This is a genomic window from Moraxella ovis, from assembly GCF_900453105.1.
GTDB classification, from domain to species: domain Bacteria; phylum Pseudomonadota; class Gammaproteobacteria; order Pseudomonadales; family Moraxellaceae; genus Moraxella; species Moraxella ovis.
On the sequence record NZ_UGPW01000001.1, the window covers coordinates 1,456,155 to 1,471,173 of the forward strand.

Below are 15,019 nucleotides of genomic sequence, written 5' to 3' on the forward strand. Positions count from 1 at the left end.
TGTTTAACTTCTTAGGTAAAAAACGGGCTATAAAATACAAAACAATCCCCGCGCCAATAAGTAATATCAGCCAAGTCAACGGGCTATTCATCACTTTAAGAACACCACATCATTATTAAGCTCATTGCCCGAGACATCCCCTGGGTAGTGAATGCGCATCAGATTACCAATCTCGGTAATCAGCGTGGTCAGCCCTGCGCCAAAATTGCCTTGTTTGCATGCATTTAGCGCATTCCGGGTTAGCTTTAACCATTCTTCATCATCGACCAAATCATCAATGCCACGATCAGCAATAACCTCCAAATCATGCTCACAAACATTCACATAAATCAACACACCTGTATTCTCAGCAGTATCCCAAACGCGGTGCAGCCCAAACAAAGCTAAGGCGCGCTCACGACAATCCATCTCATACGCCTCACCGATGGGTAGATGATTCTCAATGACAAGATAAATCTCACCGCGATGACCTCGCTCAGCATCTGTAATACTCTGGGTTAGCGATGACTTTAAGTCATCGGTTAGCCAGCGATTGTGAAGCATCGGAATAAAAAAGAGCTGTCGCCACAGTCGAGCAAGGCTTTTGGTTGATTGGATAGTTTGCATAATTAAATCAAGGTTAAAATCATAAAAAATGAAAGGTGTAAAATAGCAACATCGCTAGAGGTGTTACGGGGCTTAATTACCAAGAGCCGCCCGCACCGCCACCGCCGAATCCGCCACCGCCACCGCCGAATCCACCTGAACCAAAGCCGCCACCGCCGAATCCGCCACCACCTGGCGGTAATACAACAAAGCCGCCGCCACCGCGTCCACCTCTACCACCGCGACCGCCGCCAGACCCGCCTTTGAAGAACAATAGGATCAGCCAAAGCACAATGGCAATCAGTATAACCATAAAGCCAGCACCCGCCATCATACCTATGAAGCCAACACCGCCAGCTGCGATGGTCGCCCCAAGGACCCTACCGAATATCGATGTCAAAAAGGTACCAAAAATAAAGCCAATAATCAGCAGACCGAACAGCGATACGCTCTCTTCACCAAAATTCTCTTCTTCTTGGATTGCGGTATCAGCGCGTTGCAGCGTCTCAGGGTCAGCGCGCAGACGCTCGCTAATACTGGCGATACCAGCAGACAAACCCTGCGCATACTGCCCGCTCTTAAAGGCAGGTGTGATGTCTTGGCGAATGATGCGCTTTAGGGCTGCATCAGGTAGCACACCTTCCAGCCCATAGCCTGTCAAGATGTACAAATCTCGATCATTAATCGCAACGACGATTAAAAGACCTTCGTCGGTGTCTTTTCTACCCAGCTGCCAGCGATCAGCAACCGCCATCGCATAGTCAAAGATCGGCATGCCCTCGGTGCTTGGGATAATAACAAGCGCTGCCTGAGCGAGTTTATCATTATATAGTGTGCGCAGCTGGTCGGAGAGATGGGCTTTTTCGCTTGCACTCAAGATACGCGCCGCATCCACAACAGGCTCATTTAGAATGAGCTTATCATGGGTGATGCTTGGTGAGCTTGAAGTGGTCGGTGTCTGGGCTGTAGCAACTGCGCCGTCATCCGTAGCATCGTCACTCATCTCATCGGTGAAATCACGCACCGATTCAATCAATGGCGATAACGGCTCGCCTGCCGTTCTTAGTGTGTCGTTAATCGCGCCATTACGCGCGACAACGACAGCTGCAAGATCGTCTTCGCTAGCAGCCTGAGCGGTGGCAGTTACTGTTGCAGTATTCGCCGTGGCTGCCGATGACAGGCAGACACCTAGTAAAGCGGTTGCACTTAGACGAACCACTCTATCTAATAGGCTAAATTTAAATTTACCGCTGTTATTTGGCACATCCGCCATTTTATTGTCCTGACGTTGCTGTACCTGTGTTCGTGCCTGTCGCTGTGCCCGATGCGGCAGGTGCTGCACCATTATCAAAATTCACAGTCGGTGCGGTTGAGATTTGGCGCTCATTCTCAACGGTGAAGTTGGCTTTTGGATCCATACCGAACACCATGGCTGTTAGGTTCGTTGGGAACTGGCGCACGGTAGTATTATAACCTTGGACGTCTTGAATATAACGCTGACGAGCCACTGTAATACGGTTCTCAGTGCCTTCTAGCTGAGCTTGTAGATCTTGGAACATCGCGTCGGCTTTAAGATCAGGGTAACGCTCAGAGATTGCCATCAGACGAGATAATGCACCCGTCATTTGCACTTGGGCTTCCTGGTATTGCTTCATCGCATTCGGGTCATTTAGTGTCTCAGGCGTGATCTGGACACTGCCAGCGGCTGCACGCGCCGATGCTACTTCAGTGAATACCTCTCTTTCGTGCTCAGCATAGCGCTGTACGACAGCAACCAGGTTCGGCACTAGGTCAGCACGGCGCTGATACTGGTTCACCACCTCAGACCATGATGCGGTTACTTGCTCATCTTGGGCTTGCAGGGTGTTATAACCACAACCAGACAGGCTTAGCGAGCTTGCCAATAATGCAGCAAAGGTAAGTTTTTTGAAATTTTTCATGTTTTTTCCTTATAATATAAATAGAAACAAAGTCACTCTTGGCGTTCAACTTAAGCAGGCTTATGTCAAAAATCGCCAAACTTAGCAGTATAATGACAAGCTTAACCCAAAAATACAAGCAAAACCGTCCAAATCTTACACAAGCACAACACAATCGTTAAACTTGTAAAAACTTTATTGACAAACCTCAATAAATCGCGCCAAGATTCCTCAAATTCAAGCCAATTAGTATAAATCTCATCCAAGAATTAAGCTTTTTTGTAAAAAATAGCCCATAATTGAAAATTTTACTGGCAATTGTTGCGAAATTATGGCAAATTGCAACATTAAGTTCACGTCACATCTGTTTAGTCAATGCTTTATTCTTCATTGATAGTCGTGAATGTCGCTTTTATTTTATATTTTCCAATGGGCTGAGGAATAGTGATGGAAAATTTTATTAATACGTTAAATGGTATTATCTGGAGTCCTGCACTGGTATATCTATGCTTGGGTGCAGGCTTATTTTATTCAATCATGACTCGCTTCGTGCAAATTCGCATGATCCGAGAAATGGTTAATCTGATGTTCAGCAAGACTAAATCAGCTGACGGTATCTCATCTTTTCAAGCATTCGTGGTAGCGCTTGCCAACCGTGTCGGTGTGGGTAACATCGCAGGTGTGGCAGCGGCGATTGGCTTTGGTGGCCCTTCAGCGGTATTTTGGATGTGGGTTGTGGCATTCTTGGGCGCTTCTACTGCATACGCAGAAAGTACCCTAGCACAGATCTATAAAGAGCGCGACCCGATCACAGGTCAATACCGTGGTGGCCCTGCTTATTATTTTGAAAAAGGCTTGGGTCAAAAATGGTATGCCATCCTATTCGCCATCGCAGCCATCATCTCTTGTGGCATCTTCTTGCCTGGCGTACAGGCGAACGGTGTTGTTAGTGCGGTTACTCGTATCACAGGCGATGGTGCGATGATGAACTTCGCTGGCATTGATGTCGGTACTAACCGTGTTATCGTGATGGCGGTAGTTGTTGCTCTATTAGCAGTGATCATCATGGGTGGTATTAAGCGTATCGCGCGCGTGGCAGAGCTGGTTGTGCCTTTCATGGCATTGGGCTACATCATTCTAGCGCTCATCATCATGGTAACGAACCTTGACAAGATCCCTGCGGTATTTGGGCTTATCATGAGTGACATCCTTAACCCGATGGCAGGCCTAGGCGCAGCGATTGGCTGGGGTGTTAAGCGTGGTGTGTATTCTAACGAAGCTGGTCAAGGTACAGGTCCTCACCACGCAGGTGCCGCAGAAGTTCAGCACCCTGCTCAGCAAGGTCTGGTACAAGCATTCTCAGTATATGTAGATACCCTACTGGTGTGTTCAGCGACCGCCTTTATGATTTTGACCATGGGTACCTACAACATCCAAAATGAGACAACCAAAGAATTCATCGTTCAAAACGTCGATCCTAGCATCGCTGAAATCGGAACGCCTGCCTTTACTCAGATGGCGCTAGAGACTACTTTTGGTTCATTTGGTAACCACTTCATCGCCGTTGCGATTTTCTTCTTTGCCTTCACTACAATCTTGGCGTACTACTACATCGCTGAAGTGAACGTAGCCTATCTAACGCGTCGCATGAAAGCAAGCACTCAGAAGCTAGGCGTATGGATTCCAAAGATCAGTGTATTGCTGGTTGTGGCTTATGGCAGCTTGAACAGTGCAGGTTATATCTGGAACATGGGCGACATCGGTGTTGGTATGACTGCGTGGCTAAACATCGTGGGCATCCTACTAATGTTCGCATTCCTAACCAAGCCTACACTTAATGCCCTTCGCGACTATGAAGAGCAAAAGAAAGCAGGCGTTACGAACTATACCTTCGACCCTGTTAAGCTTGGCATCAAAGGCGCAACCTTCTGGGAAGATCGTCTAAAAAATAAATAATCGTTGATTGTCCATTAAGCCCTGTTCATACAGGGCTTAATTTTTGCGCAGAGATTAAGAGATTAAGAGATTAAGAGATTAAGAGATTAAGAGATTAAGAGATTAAGAGATTAAAAAACCACCATAATTGCTATGGTGGTTTTTAATTATTAGAAATTCGCTAAGGCAGTTTCAAATTCATCTCGCTTCGTCTGCCCCAACATGATGTTGTGCAGATTGCCTTTTTGGTAGAATATCAACGCAGGTGGGCCGATGAGCTGATAGCGATCCAGTAGCGCTCGACCATCATCGGTGACCTCCGTGATGTCAAATTTAACCACTTGAACGTCATTCAATGCCTCTGGACGATCCGTGAATAGTTCACGCTCCATGATGCGACATTCCACACACCAGTCTGCCGTCAGATCAATCAGCACCTTATCATGGCTCGCTAGAATCGCATCAAGCTCGTCAATCTTGGTGATGTGCTTGTCAGTATGGACTACCGTTGATGCCTTCATCACAGACAACGGTCGCCACGCATCCTTAGCACCCATCGATGCACCTGCCATCAGACACGCCGCCCAAATAAGGCCAGCGACAGCCAACACACGCGCAGGCATCCTAGCCAATCGCCACAGCCATACCGACACGATGATAAACCATACTGCCCACAGCAACAGAACAACAGGCGAGACAAACACACGCTCAATCAATAATAGCGAAACCGCAAGCAACAGCAGGCCACAGAACTCCTTCACGCGCACCATCCACGCACCCACCTTAGGCATCCATTTGCCCTGAGCTGCACCCATCAACATGAGCGGCAGCGACAGACCAATGCCAAGCATGAACAGTGCAAAGAATCCAAACAGCACACTACCACTGACTGACACCGCTGCAAGCGCACCCGCCATCGGTGCTGACACACAAGGCGATACCACCAAAGCTGACAACCCGCCTGCCAAGAAGCTACCGCCAATGCTGCCAAGCTTGTCATCAGCAGCTTGGGATTTGGCTTGTAGCTTATCTCGAATGGCACTCGGCAGGCTAATCTTTAGCATATCAAACATATACAATGCCAACAACGCGAACAACACAGCAAAGGCGATGAGCACAACGGGATTCTGTAGATAGCCCAAGATATTCACCGTACGACCTAGCCACGCAATGAGAGCGCCCAGCAGACCATAAGCAGTCGCGACGCCCACGCCATAGGCGGCAGACAGCGCGAAGGCTTTTTTGCTGTCAATGGTTTTTTGGCGGGCGACGATGTTCGCGACAATAGGAATCATCGGATACACACAAGGCGTAAATGCCAACAAAAGCCCCGCCAAGAACAATAATCCTAACGCCAATACAGGATTCTTATGAATACCAAACGGATCGCTCAGTGTTAGCGTGTGATTAAGCTCGTACTGTCCGTCCTGAGGCATGGTTTGGACGACATCATTAGCTGGCGTGCTTGATTCATCTATCACATCATTCTGAACATTAGCATCAGGAGCTATCGCTTCATCGGCAGCAGGTTCATTCTGTTTATCTGCATTGATTGCTTCGTCTTGTTGGTCTTGAGATTCTTTGGCATTATTGTCAGCTACATCTTCAGATGACGTAGCATCTTCTGGCTGATTGGAGGTGATCGGTGCTGCGATGTTTGAGACAGCTTTCTGTTCTGGTTGTGCTTTAGGCTTGGTATCCGCTGCGGCTTTATCAGTCTTTGAATTTGGTATATTGTCTTTAGCAGAGCTTCCTTTAATATTTGCTTGAAGCTTCACCGTCTCAGGCGGATAGCATAGCCCTGCCTTGGCACAGCCCTGCCAGCGCAATGTCAGGGACTCACTCACATCCTTAGCCGAACTCAATTTGGCACGAGCAGTCACATCTTCTTCAAATACCGCCACATTGCCAAATGTCGGGTCATCGATCATGGTGGCAGTCTTGTCAAATTGCCACTTACCAACACTGACACCATCAGGTGCTCTCACGCTGATCTTGTCGCGATAGACATAATGCTTGGGCGTGACTTTGAACATCGCCACTACCTCATCACCTTCCATGCGCACGGCCACATTGAACGCTTCATGCACGGGTAGGAATTTTTGGGCTTTTTGTCCAAATAAAGCAGCAACCCCGCTATCTTGGGCAGTACTGGGCGCTGATACCGTTAATGGCAACACCGCCAACGTGGCGATTATTAAGGAGTTTTTTAGATTGAATGATCGCATAAAACAGTAAAACACAGCAAAAAATCGCATTATACCACCAATATCTATACAAATCACTAAAAATACCAATATGAAAAAACCGCGCAACAAAAGCGTTACGCGGCTCTCTTAATCAATGATGGATCAATCAACATCGACATCTTTGTAGAATGCATCGTGGCGCGATTCTTCAAATTCCACCCAGACCGCACTGACCACCGCCAGTAATACCGCAAAGCCTAAGCCTAATATCCATGCAAAATACCACATAATTCCCCCTAGTCATTAATATAACGTATGTTCGTTTTCTTTGATGTATGCCTTGGTCACTTTGCCACGCATGATGGCGTAAGCCCAGCTCGTATATGCCACGACCACAGGCAGGATCAGCGCAACCACATACACCATCACCATAAGCGTGAACTGACTAGAAGTGCTGTCCCACACGGTCAGGCTAGAACGCGGATCGGACGATGACGGCATATAGAACGGGAATAATGCCACGCCTGCCGTCATGATTACACCAAGCACAGACAGGCTCGATGCGATAAAGGCCAGCAGTGTTTTATTCTCTCTCAATAACACCACCGCAACGAGCGCCATCACGATGCCTAATGCAGGGAATGCCCACAGAATAGGCTGTTCGTGATAGTTGCTCAACCAAGCGCCTGACTCAAGCGTTACAGACTTTGAGATCGGATCAATCAGCGCACTCTTATCAATACTGCTCGTGATGACATAGCCATCCATATTCGCCACAAAGAATCCCGCGATGACAAACAATACCGCCATCAGCACCGATACAATGCCAGTGTAGCGTATCGTTCTGGCTTGGATGTCGCCTACGGTGCGATGCGCCAAGTACGTACCGCCCTGCATGATGAGCATCGTCGCACTGACCAATCCGCAAAGTAGCGCAAATGGATTTAACAGCTCAAAGAACGACCCCGTATAAGTCGATGCCAAGCTATTATCAAAGCCAAAAGGTACACCTAAGAATAAGTTACCAAATGCCACGCCAAAGATCAAAGCAGGGGTAAACGAACCAACAAACAACCCCCAGTCCCATGCCGTGCGCCAGCGATCATCCTTAACCAGACTGCGATACTTAAAGCCAACAGGGCGAAAGAACAACGCCCACAGCGCCGCCATAAGCGCCCAATAAAATCCGCTAAATGCTGTGGCATACACCAATGGTAATGCCGCAAATATCGCACCCCCTGCTGTAATGAACCATACCTGATTCCCCTCCCAGTGCGGACCGATGGTGTTGACGATCACCCGGCGTTCTTCATCGCTCTTACCCACGAAAGGTAATAAGCTACACACCCCCATGTCATGCCCATCCATAATGGCAAAGCCAATCAGCAGCACGCCGATGAGCAGCCACCAGATGAGTTTTAGAGTTTCATAATCAAATAACATGGCTACACCTCTTTATGCTCGCTCAGATTGATGATGTTCGGACTTGTCTTCTCGCCATAATAGCGACCCGTGCCTAGACTGGCAGGACCCAGACGCACGTATTTTTGCATGAGATAAATCTCTACAATGAATAACGCCGTATAGAACACCACGAAGCCCGTCAATGACCAAATCACATTCAACACATCGATGTTCGACACAGACAGATGGGTTGGTAAGATGCCATACACCGTCCACGGCTGACGACCATATTCCGCCACGAACCACCCTGCTTCTGCCGCGATCCAAGGCGCAGGCAACATGATGACAGCGAACTTGAGCAGCCAAGGCTTCTGCGTGAACGTGCCTTTGATCGTGTAAAATAGGCTTAATGCGAATAGAACTAACATCAAGAAGCCAAGCCCCACCATCACACGGAACGACCAAAACATCGGCGTCACTCTAGGAATGGTATCATCTGTCGCCTGTGCGATCATCTCTGGCGTCGCCTGCGTGACATCGCTTGTGTATTTCTTAAGCAGTAACCCAAAACCCAGATCGTTCTTGTTCTTCTCAAAGCTCTCCAGCAGCGCCGGATCAATCGCACGCCCTGCACTCTTATCCTCGCGCATTTGATCAAGAGAGCTTACGGCGATGATGCCATTTTTGATGCGCTCTTCGTTGATGACCTTGATGTCGTGAATACCCAGAATCTGCTTATCAAGCGAGCGCGTGCCGATGATACCCATCGCATATGGCACATGCACCGCCCAGTTATTCTTCTCTTCATCTTCATTGATGCTGGCGATGAGATTGAAGTTGGCAGGCGCTGGCTCAGTCTCCCACATCGCCTCCATGGTGGCAAGTTTGGTCTGCTGAGCCAATCCGATCGAATAACCCGACTCATCACCTAGCACGATCGTACTACAGATCGATGCAAAGCCAAACGCTGCCGCCACATGGAAGCTACGCTTGGCAAATTCGACATCGCGTTTTTTGAGCAGGTACAACGCCGAGATGGCAAGCACGAACACCGCACCCACCACATAACCTGCTGACACCGTATGCACGAACTTATTCTGTGCATCGGGGTTTAGCAGAATCTGCGTGAAGCTCGTCATCTCCATGCGCATCGTTTCATAATTAAACTCTGCACCGACAGGGTTCTGCATCCAGCCATTCGCCACCAGAATCCACAGCGCAGACAGGTTCGTCCCCAACGCCATCATGATGGTCGTCATCAGATGCTGAACACGGCTCATGCGCGCCCAACCAAAGAAAAACAGCCCCACCATCGTCGATTCAAGAAAAAACGCCATCAAGCCTTCAATGGCAAGCGGCGCCCCAAAAATATCCCCCACATAGTGAGAGTAATAAGCCCAGTTCGTACCAAACTGAAATTCCATCGTAATCCCAGTCGTCACCCCAAGCGCGAAGTTAATCCCAAATAACTTCCCCCAGAACTTCGTCATGTCTTTCCAGATCTTTTTACCTGTGATGACATACACACTCTCCATGATGACCAGTAGCCATGTCATGCCCAGCGTCAAGGGAATAAATAGAAAATGAAACAGCGCCGTCACTGCAAACTGTAGCCGTGATATATCCACCAAATGCTCAGTAATCATATCGCACCCATTTTATTAACACAAATACAACATAATTATACAGTATATAATAACCATATTGAATATCTTAGTCAAATTTGGCAAATAGCTCAATCATCACACACTAAAGCAAAAAGCCCATCCCGTAGGATGAGCTTTTTTGATATCTAAATTCTAAATCAGATTAGAATTTGTATTCGATACCACCGCCGATGCCGTATGCATTGGCTTTACCTTCTGTTAGACCAGTTTTTAGGTTGGTGTTTTCAGAACGTTGGTATGCACCGTAGATGTGACCAGTGGTTGCTTTGTTGAATACATATTTACCACCAACAACGGTACGGAATACTTCAGCGTCTTTCTTGCCTTTAGTGTTGTCAACGAAGTCTAGCTGACCATAAGTAGTCCAAGGAGTTTGTGCCACTTTGTAGTTAGCAGAAACGGTGAATGCGTTTTCAGTTTCAGCATTTTCACGTTTAGTGTTTTGATATAGACCACCTAGAGTCAATACTGGGCTAGCTGCATAAGCACCACTTACACGAATCGCTTCTAGCTTACCTGAAACAACTGGAGTTGTTCTTGTTTCGTTTACTTTGATGTAATCACCAGTTGCAGCGCCGTTAGCATCCAAAACTGAAGTTTTTACTGCAACGGTATATTCATCACCACCAACTACATAGCCATTGGCTGCTCTGATGTATGTTGCACCAACTTTAAATGGTTGGTTTGCTGGCTCATACTTAACACCAACACCAAATGCGTCACCGTTTAGGTTGTCAGTAGATTTGTTCTCATCTAGCGCATACATACCCATGAATTGTAGGCCGTTACGCTCTGGTGAGAAGTAAGCGAATGCGTTGTTTGCACGTTCTGCACTGAATGAAGCTAGAACGTTGTTACCGCCAACTGGACGACCAGCTGTTACGTTAGCGTAGTCAACATAGTCATCAATAGTAGTTAGACGACCAGCTACTAGTGTACCGTATTGCTTGTTAGCAAGACCTAGATAAGTGTCACGGCTTTCCCAGTTACGAGCAGCGTCAGAGTCAATATCAACACGATATTCTAGTTGGTAAACTAGATCAGTGTTTTGAGTTAGTGCTTCAGAACCTTTAAGACCGATACGAGAAGCGTTAGAGTTTAGTTGAGTTCGTGAATCTTTAGCGGCACTGTTGCTGTTACCGTCTTGAACGTCAAGAGTAAGGAATGCTTTACCATATACAGTTGGGGCAGCTTGTGCAGCTGTGATAGATAGAGCAGCGACGGCTGATGCTAAAAGTAGTTTTTTCATGGGTTTCTCCACATTACATTTTTTAGTTTGGGTCGCTAAAGCTGCGCCCAATGCAGAACTTGATTATTTAAAATTTAAAACAAGCCTGCGAGGTTACTTTACGAAATAAAGAATCTAGTTCGTGACTTTTTGAATTGTAACAACTCAGAAAAGACCTTTACCAAATCCACATTTCATTTATAGAATACCAACTTTGTCATATTTTGCAACACCTTTTACCAAAAAATTTTTAAATTTTTTTGATGTTTTTTAATTTTTTATTATTTTTCATATAGTTATGTATTTATCAAGCCTTCAAAATTTTGTAAATAACAAGATATATTATTATTATCATTAGTAAATTAGTGTCATTATTGTGCAATAATGTACATTTTTTGAGCAATATTCACACTTTTTTCACCCAAAAAATATGTTAAAATGGTCATCACGCTGTAACATTATTAAGCTAGCTTAAGCCAATATTTACACAGCGAACACAAATGTTTACACAAATATTCATTGATAGATTGATTAATTTTTTTGAACATTGAGACGATCATGACCGACACACCAATGAACGACATCCCGAACCCAGATGCGACCATCGCCCCTGAAGACGATTTACAGAACATTACCACGCGCACCAAAGCCACCACCGACATCAGTCACATTCATGAGTTCCTAGGTGCGCGCACATCGGATAAATGGCTGAGCGCCGCCAAGGACAACCTACCCCTACTCATGCAAGACCACGCCAACTGCGAGAAGAAGGCAGCAGGAACGGCGATGAATTTGATCTTTCGTTATGAGTTTCATCGTGAGCTACAGGAGAGATTAGCTCAGCTGGTTCGTGAAGAGATGCTGCATTATGAACAAGTGCTGACATTAATGAAAGAGCGCGGCATTGAATGGTCATATCTGTCAGCAGGTCGCTACGCCAAGGGTCTACTTAAGCATAAGCGCACGTGGGAGCCTGCTGCGATGGTTGATGTACTGATCATCGGTGCGTTCATTGAGGCGCGTTCGTGTGAGCGGTTCTCGGCGCTGGCGGACGTGATTGACGATGAGAAATTGGCACGTTATTATAAGTATTTACTAAAGTCAGAAAGTCGCCACTACGAAGACTATCTGCGCCTAGCACAGTCCATCACCGATGAGAGCATCGATGAGCGAGTGGCGTTTTTTCGTAAAGTGGAGGCTGAGTTGATTGACAGCCCTGATGGCGAGCTAAGATTTCACAGTGGCGTGCCCGACTTTATATAATAAGTATGACTGGTTGGCTTCATGCGCAATCACACCACCCACCAAAGGATAAATACCATGAGACAGCCTATCTATACTGCAGAAGATGTGCGCCTGTGGGAACAGCGATGGTTCGATCAGGATAATTCATCCTTTGGGCTGATGTGTCAAGCCGCCCTGCTGATGGCGCACCACATCATAGACATCGCCCATGATACAGACAGCATCTGTGTGTGGTGCGGCACGGGTAATAATGGCGGTGATGGGCTAATGATTGCTAGATATTTGCATGATTTTGGCTTTGGCGTGACGGTCGTCCTGCCTAACCCGCCCACCACACCAGACGCCAATCGCGCCCTAGCACAGACGCAAATGACGAGCATTCTTATCAGCGATGATATTAACAACGCCCCGCCTGCCGACATTCAGATAGATGCCATATTCGGCATTGGACTGTCTCGTGCGCTCGATGAAGATTATCAGGCACTCATTCATCGCTTCAATGACAGCCAAGGGCTAAAAATCTCTGTCGATGTACCCAGCGGACTGCATGCCAATACAGGCATCGCCCTACCCGTCTGCGTGCGTGCTGATGCGACACTCTGCCTGATCGGTCTTAAGAGCGGTCTGTTTGGGTCCACCAGTAAGGATGCAGTAGGTAGGGTCATCACTGTGCCACTTATCCCGAATGATGGTGCGATTCACCCCATCGCTCATCTCGTTGACACTCCGCCGACATTACCTCCGCGCAAGCATACTGCCCATAAGGGCGACTTCGGTTCTGTGATGGTCGTCGGCGGCCATCCACACATGGGCGGTGCGGTCATCATGTCAGCAGAATCAGCAATGGCGACGGGCGCAGGACGTACCACCGTCTTGACACACGTTAATCATCATTCAGCGATCCTATCACGCTCGCCCAATCTCATGCTTGGCGATATTGATGATGCCGATGCTTTGGACAGCTTAGCTAAGATGGATGCGGTGTGTTTCGGGATGGGATTGGGTCGCGATGGATGGGCAAAGCAGACCTTCAAGCGTATTTTTGACCATCTACTTGCCAATATGGCAAATAAAGCCGTCATATTAGACGCAGATGCACTGTGGCATTTAGCGACCTATCCAATGCAATGCAAACTACCCCAAAAATGGGTATTAACCCCACACAGTATCGAAGCCGCCAGACTGCTAGACACCGCCGCGCAGGCCATCGAAGATGATCGATTCGCCGCCATTCACGCCCTGCAGCACACCTATGGCGGTCAGTGGGTACTTAAAGGCACGAATAGCCTAATGCTAGACCACACAGGCGCACTTGAGATCTGCACACTGGGCAACGCTGGCATGGCGACAGCAGGTATGGGCGATGTGCTAAGTGGCATGATGGCAGGCATTCTGGCGCAGTATGACACCAGCCCGATGACAGCTGTCACTCTGCACGCCCACGCAGGCGACCTACTCGCCAAAGATGGCGCTCGCGGACTCTCCGCCCATCAGATGCCACACGCCATTAGGCAAGCGGTTAATCTGAAATAAAAAACCGCTTATCATCTAAGCGGTTCTTGGCTATATCAGATTAAACACATTAGTTCATCAGCGCGGCAAATCAAACAACAAAAATTCTGCAAATTCATCACTTTGGGTGATAATTTGGCTCTCATCAATTATCGCTGCCGCATCGCCTGCTTGATACCGCTCTCCATTTATCACAACAGACCCTTTGGCAACTTGTAGCCAGTAGGCTCTGCCTTTGTCAAGGCTTACGATTTGCTTGTCGTCCAACTGATACCGCCATAGCTTCATGTCTTGATATACCACAAACGACCCACTCTCCCCTGTGGGCGACAGAATGAGCGTACCGCCCACGTACTCATCAAACCTTGCCTGCTCATAGCGTGGGGTTACGCCCATGCGGTTGGGCATTATCCAGATTTGGTACAAATGTAGCTCGTCCGTGTCGCTCGGGTTGAACTCCGAATGACGCACGCCCGTCCCTGCCGACATGAGTTGAAACTCGCCTGCCGACACGGTCTCGCTGTTGCCCATGCTGTCCTTGTGAGCGACTGCTCCTGATAGCACATAGGTCAAAATCTCCATGTCCTTGTGTGGGTGCATACCAAAGCCCATGCTCGGGGCTATCCAGTCTTCGTTGATGACTCTGAGGGCAGAAAAGCCCATAAAATTGGGGTCATAATAATCAGCAAACGAAAAGCTATGGCGAGAAGTCAGCCAGCCATGCTCGGCAAAACCACGTTCATGCGATAATCTGGGGATAATCATAAAAATACCTGATGTTTGTTAAAATTTATCCCATTATAAATTTTTAAAAATAAGAAATAAATAGCAGTTTTGTTGATGTATATTTTCTTAATAGGAAAAATAAAACACGCTTGTTAATCTCACTTAAATTAATTATGACAACACCACGCTTTTTAGGAAATTATCATGGATATCAAACCCCTTATTTTTACCCCATTCCTTTTGCCTTTATCTGCTTTAGCATGTGAAAAACCAAAGGTAACAGGGTATGATGATGTTGGTTGCCTGCACGGCGGTTTGGCAAAGGTAGAACAAAATGAGAAATACGGGTTTATAGATAAGACAGGCAAAGTGGTTATTCCTGTTCAATATGATGAAGCTGGTAGTTTTTCAGAAGGTTTGGCAAGAGTAGGTCAAAACAATAAACACGGCTTTATCGATAAAACAGGTGAGGTTGTAATTCCTTATCGATATGATGATGTTCAGGGGTTTGAGAATGGTATGGCAAAAGTATCACTAAATGGTGAAATCATTTTTGGTGAACCCTTTTATATAGACAAAACAGGCAAACGCATTGATTAAAATAAAGCA

General features: G+C 47.1%; 13 protein-coding genes. 4 read left to right on the forward strand and 9 right to left on the reverse strand.

Annotated elements, in window-relative coordinates; all coding sequences use genetic code 11:
* Nucleotides 1–90: 90 nt before the first annotated feature.
* From DYD54_RS07005 to DYD54_RS07015, 3 genes are all read right to left on the reverse strand, one after another.
* Nucleotides 91–606 carry a TPM domain-containing protein gene (locus DYD54_RS07005; RefSeq protein WP_063514316.1) on the reverse strand — a complete coding sequence of 172 codons (516 nt, stop codon included), beginning with the start codon at nucleotides 604–606 and terminating at the stop codon, nucleotides 91–93.
* 76 nt (nucleotides 607–682) lie between these two features.
* A complete protein-coding gene (locus DYD54_RS07010; protein WP_063514317.1) occupies nucleotides 683–1,858 on the reverse strand; it encodes a TPM domain-containing protein in 1,176 nt (391 codons plus the stop codon).
* A 1-nt stretch (nucleotide 1,859) separates the two neighbouring features.
* Nucleotides 1,860–2,525 carry a LemA family protein gene (locus DYD54_RS07015; RefSeq protein WP_063514318.1) on the reverse strand — a complete coding sequence of 222 codons (666 nt, stop codon included), beginning with the start codon at nucleotides 2,523–2,525 and terminating at the stop codon, nucleotides 1,860–1,862.
* 426 nt (nucleotides 2,526–2,951) lie between these two features.
* Between DYD54_RS07015 and DYD54_RS07020 the strand changes: the two genes are divergently transcribed.
* On the forward strand, nucleotides 2,952–4,460 hold the full coding sequence (locus DYD54_RS07020; RefSeq protein ID WP_063514319.1) for an alanine/glycine:cation symporter family protein: 1,509 nt from the start codon (nucleotides 2,952–2,954) through the stop codon (nucleotides 4,458–4,460).
* Nucleotides 4,461–4,609: 149 nt separating this feature from the next.
* On the opposite strand, the gene dsbD is transcribed toward DYD54_RS07020, so the two are convergent.
* From dsbD to DYD54_RS07045, 5 genes are all read right to left on the reverse strand, one after another.
* The gene (dsbD, locus tag DYD54_RS07025) at nucleotides 4,610–6,667 is read right to left on the reverse strand and encodes a protein-disulfide reductase DsbD (protein WP_063515004.1); all 2,058 of its coding nucleotides are present in this window, start codon (nucleotides 6,665–6,667) and stop codon (nucleotides 4,610–4,612) included.
* A gap of 123 nt (nucleotides 6,668–6,790) precedes the next feature.
* Nucleotides 6,791–6,916 carry a cytochrome bd-I oxidase subunit CydX gene (cydX, locus tag DYD54_RS07030; RefSeq protein ID WP_036366232.1) on the reverse strand — a complete coding sequence of 42 codons (126 nt, stop codon included), beginning with the start codon at nucleotides 6,914–6,916 and terminating at the stop codon, nucleotides 6,791–6,793.
* Between the two features lie 15 nt (nucleotides 6,917–6,931).
* Nucleotides 6,932–8,071, reverse strand: a complete 1,140-nt coding sequence (gene cydB, locus DYD54_RS07035; RefSeq protein ID WP_063514320.1) for a cytochrome d ubiquinol oxidase subunit II — start codon at nucleotides 8,069–8,071, stop codon at nucleotides 6,932–6,934.
* A 2-nt stretch (nucleotides 8,072–8,073) separates the two neighbouring features.
* Nucleotides 8,074–9,678 carry a cytochrome ubiquinol oxidase subunit I gene (locus DYD54_RS07040; RefSeq protein WP_063514321.1) on the reverse strand — a complete coding sequence of 535 codons (1,605 nt, stop codon included), beginning with the start codon at nucleotides 9,676–9,678 and terminating at the stop codon, nucleotides 8,074–8,076.
* 163 nt (nucleotides 9,679–9,841) lie between these two features.
* Nucleotides 9,842–10,948 carry a porin gene (locus DYD54_RS07045; protein WP_063514322.1) on the reverse strand — a complete coding sequence of 369 codons (1,107 nt, stop codon included), beginning with the start codon at nucleotides 10,946–10,948 and terminating at the stop codon, nucleotides 9,842–9,844.
* 537 nt (nucleotides 10,949–11,485) lie between these two features.
* Here DYD54_RS07045 and DYD54_RS07050 point away from each other — a divergent pair.
* Both DYD54_RS07050 and DYD54_RS07055 read left to right on the forward strand, forming a co-directional pair.
* Nucleotides 11,486–12,190, forward strand: a complete 705-nt coding sequence (locus DYD54_RS07050) for a MiaE family protein (protein WP_172459595.1) — start codon at nucleotides 11,486–11,488, stop codon at nucleotides 12,188–12,190.
* A gap of 57 nt (nucleotides 12,191–12,247) precedes the next feature.
* Nucleotides 12,248–13,705 (forward strand): bifunctional ADP-dependent NAD(P)H-hydrate dehydratase/NAD(P)H-hydrate epimerase, encoded by a 1,458-nt coding sequence (locus tag DYD54_RS07055; protein WP_063514323.1) that lies wholly within the window; start codon nucleotides 12,248–12,250, stop codon nucleotides 13,703–13,705.
* Between the two features lie 57 nt (nucleotides 13,706–13,762).
* Here DYD54_RS07055 and DYD54_RS07060 read toward each other — a convergent pair whose 3' ends face one another.
* Complete coding sequence (locus DYD54_RS07060) at nucleotides 13,763–14,449, reverse strand: pirin family protein (RefSeq protein ID WP_063514324.1); 687 nt, start codon at nucleotides 14,447–14,449, stop codon at nucleotides 13,763–13,765.
* Between the two features lie 165 nt (nucleotides 14,450–14,614).
* Between DYD54_RS07060 and DYD54_RS07065 the strand changes: the two genes are divergently transcribed.
* Nucleotides 14,615–15,010: a WG repeat-containing protein gene (locus tag DYD54_RS07065; RefSeq protein WP_063514325.1), complete on the forward strand. Its 396-nt coding sequence runs from the start codon at nucleotides 14,615–14,617 to the stop codon at nucleotides 15,008–15,010.
* Nucleotides 15,011–15,019: the final 9 nt, after the last annotated feature.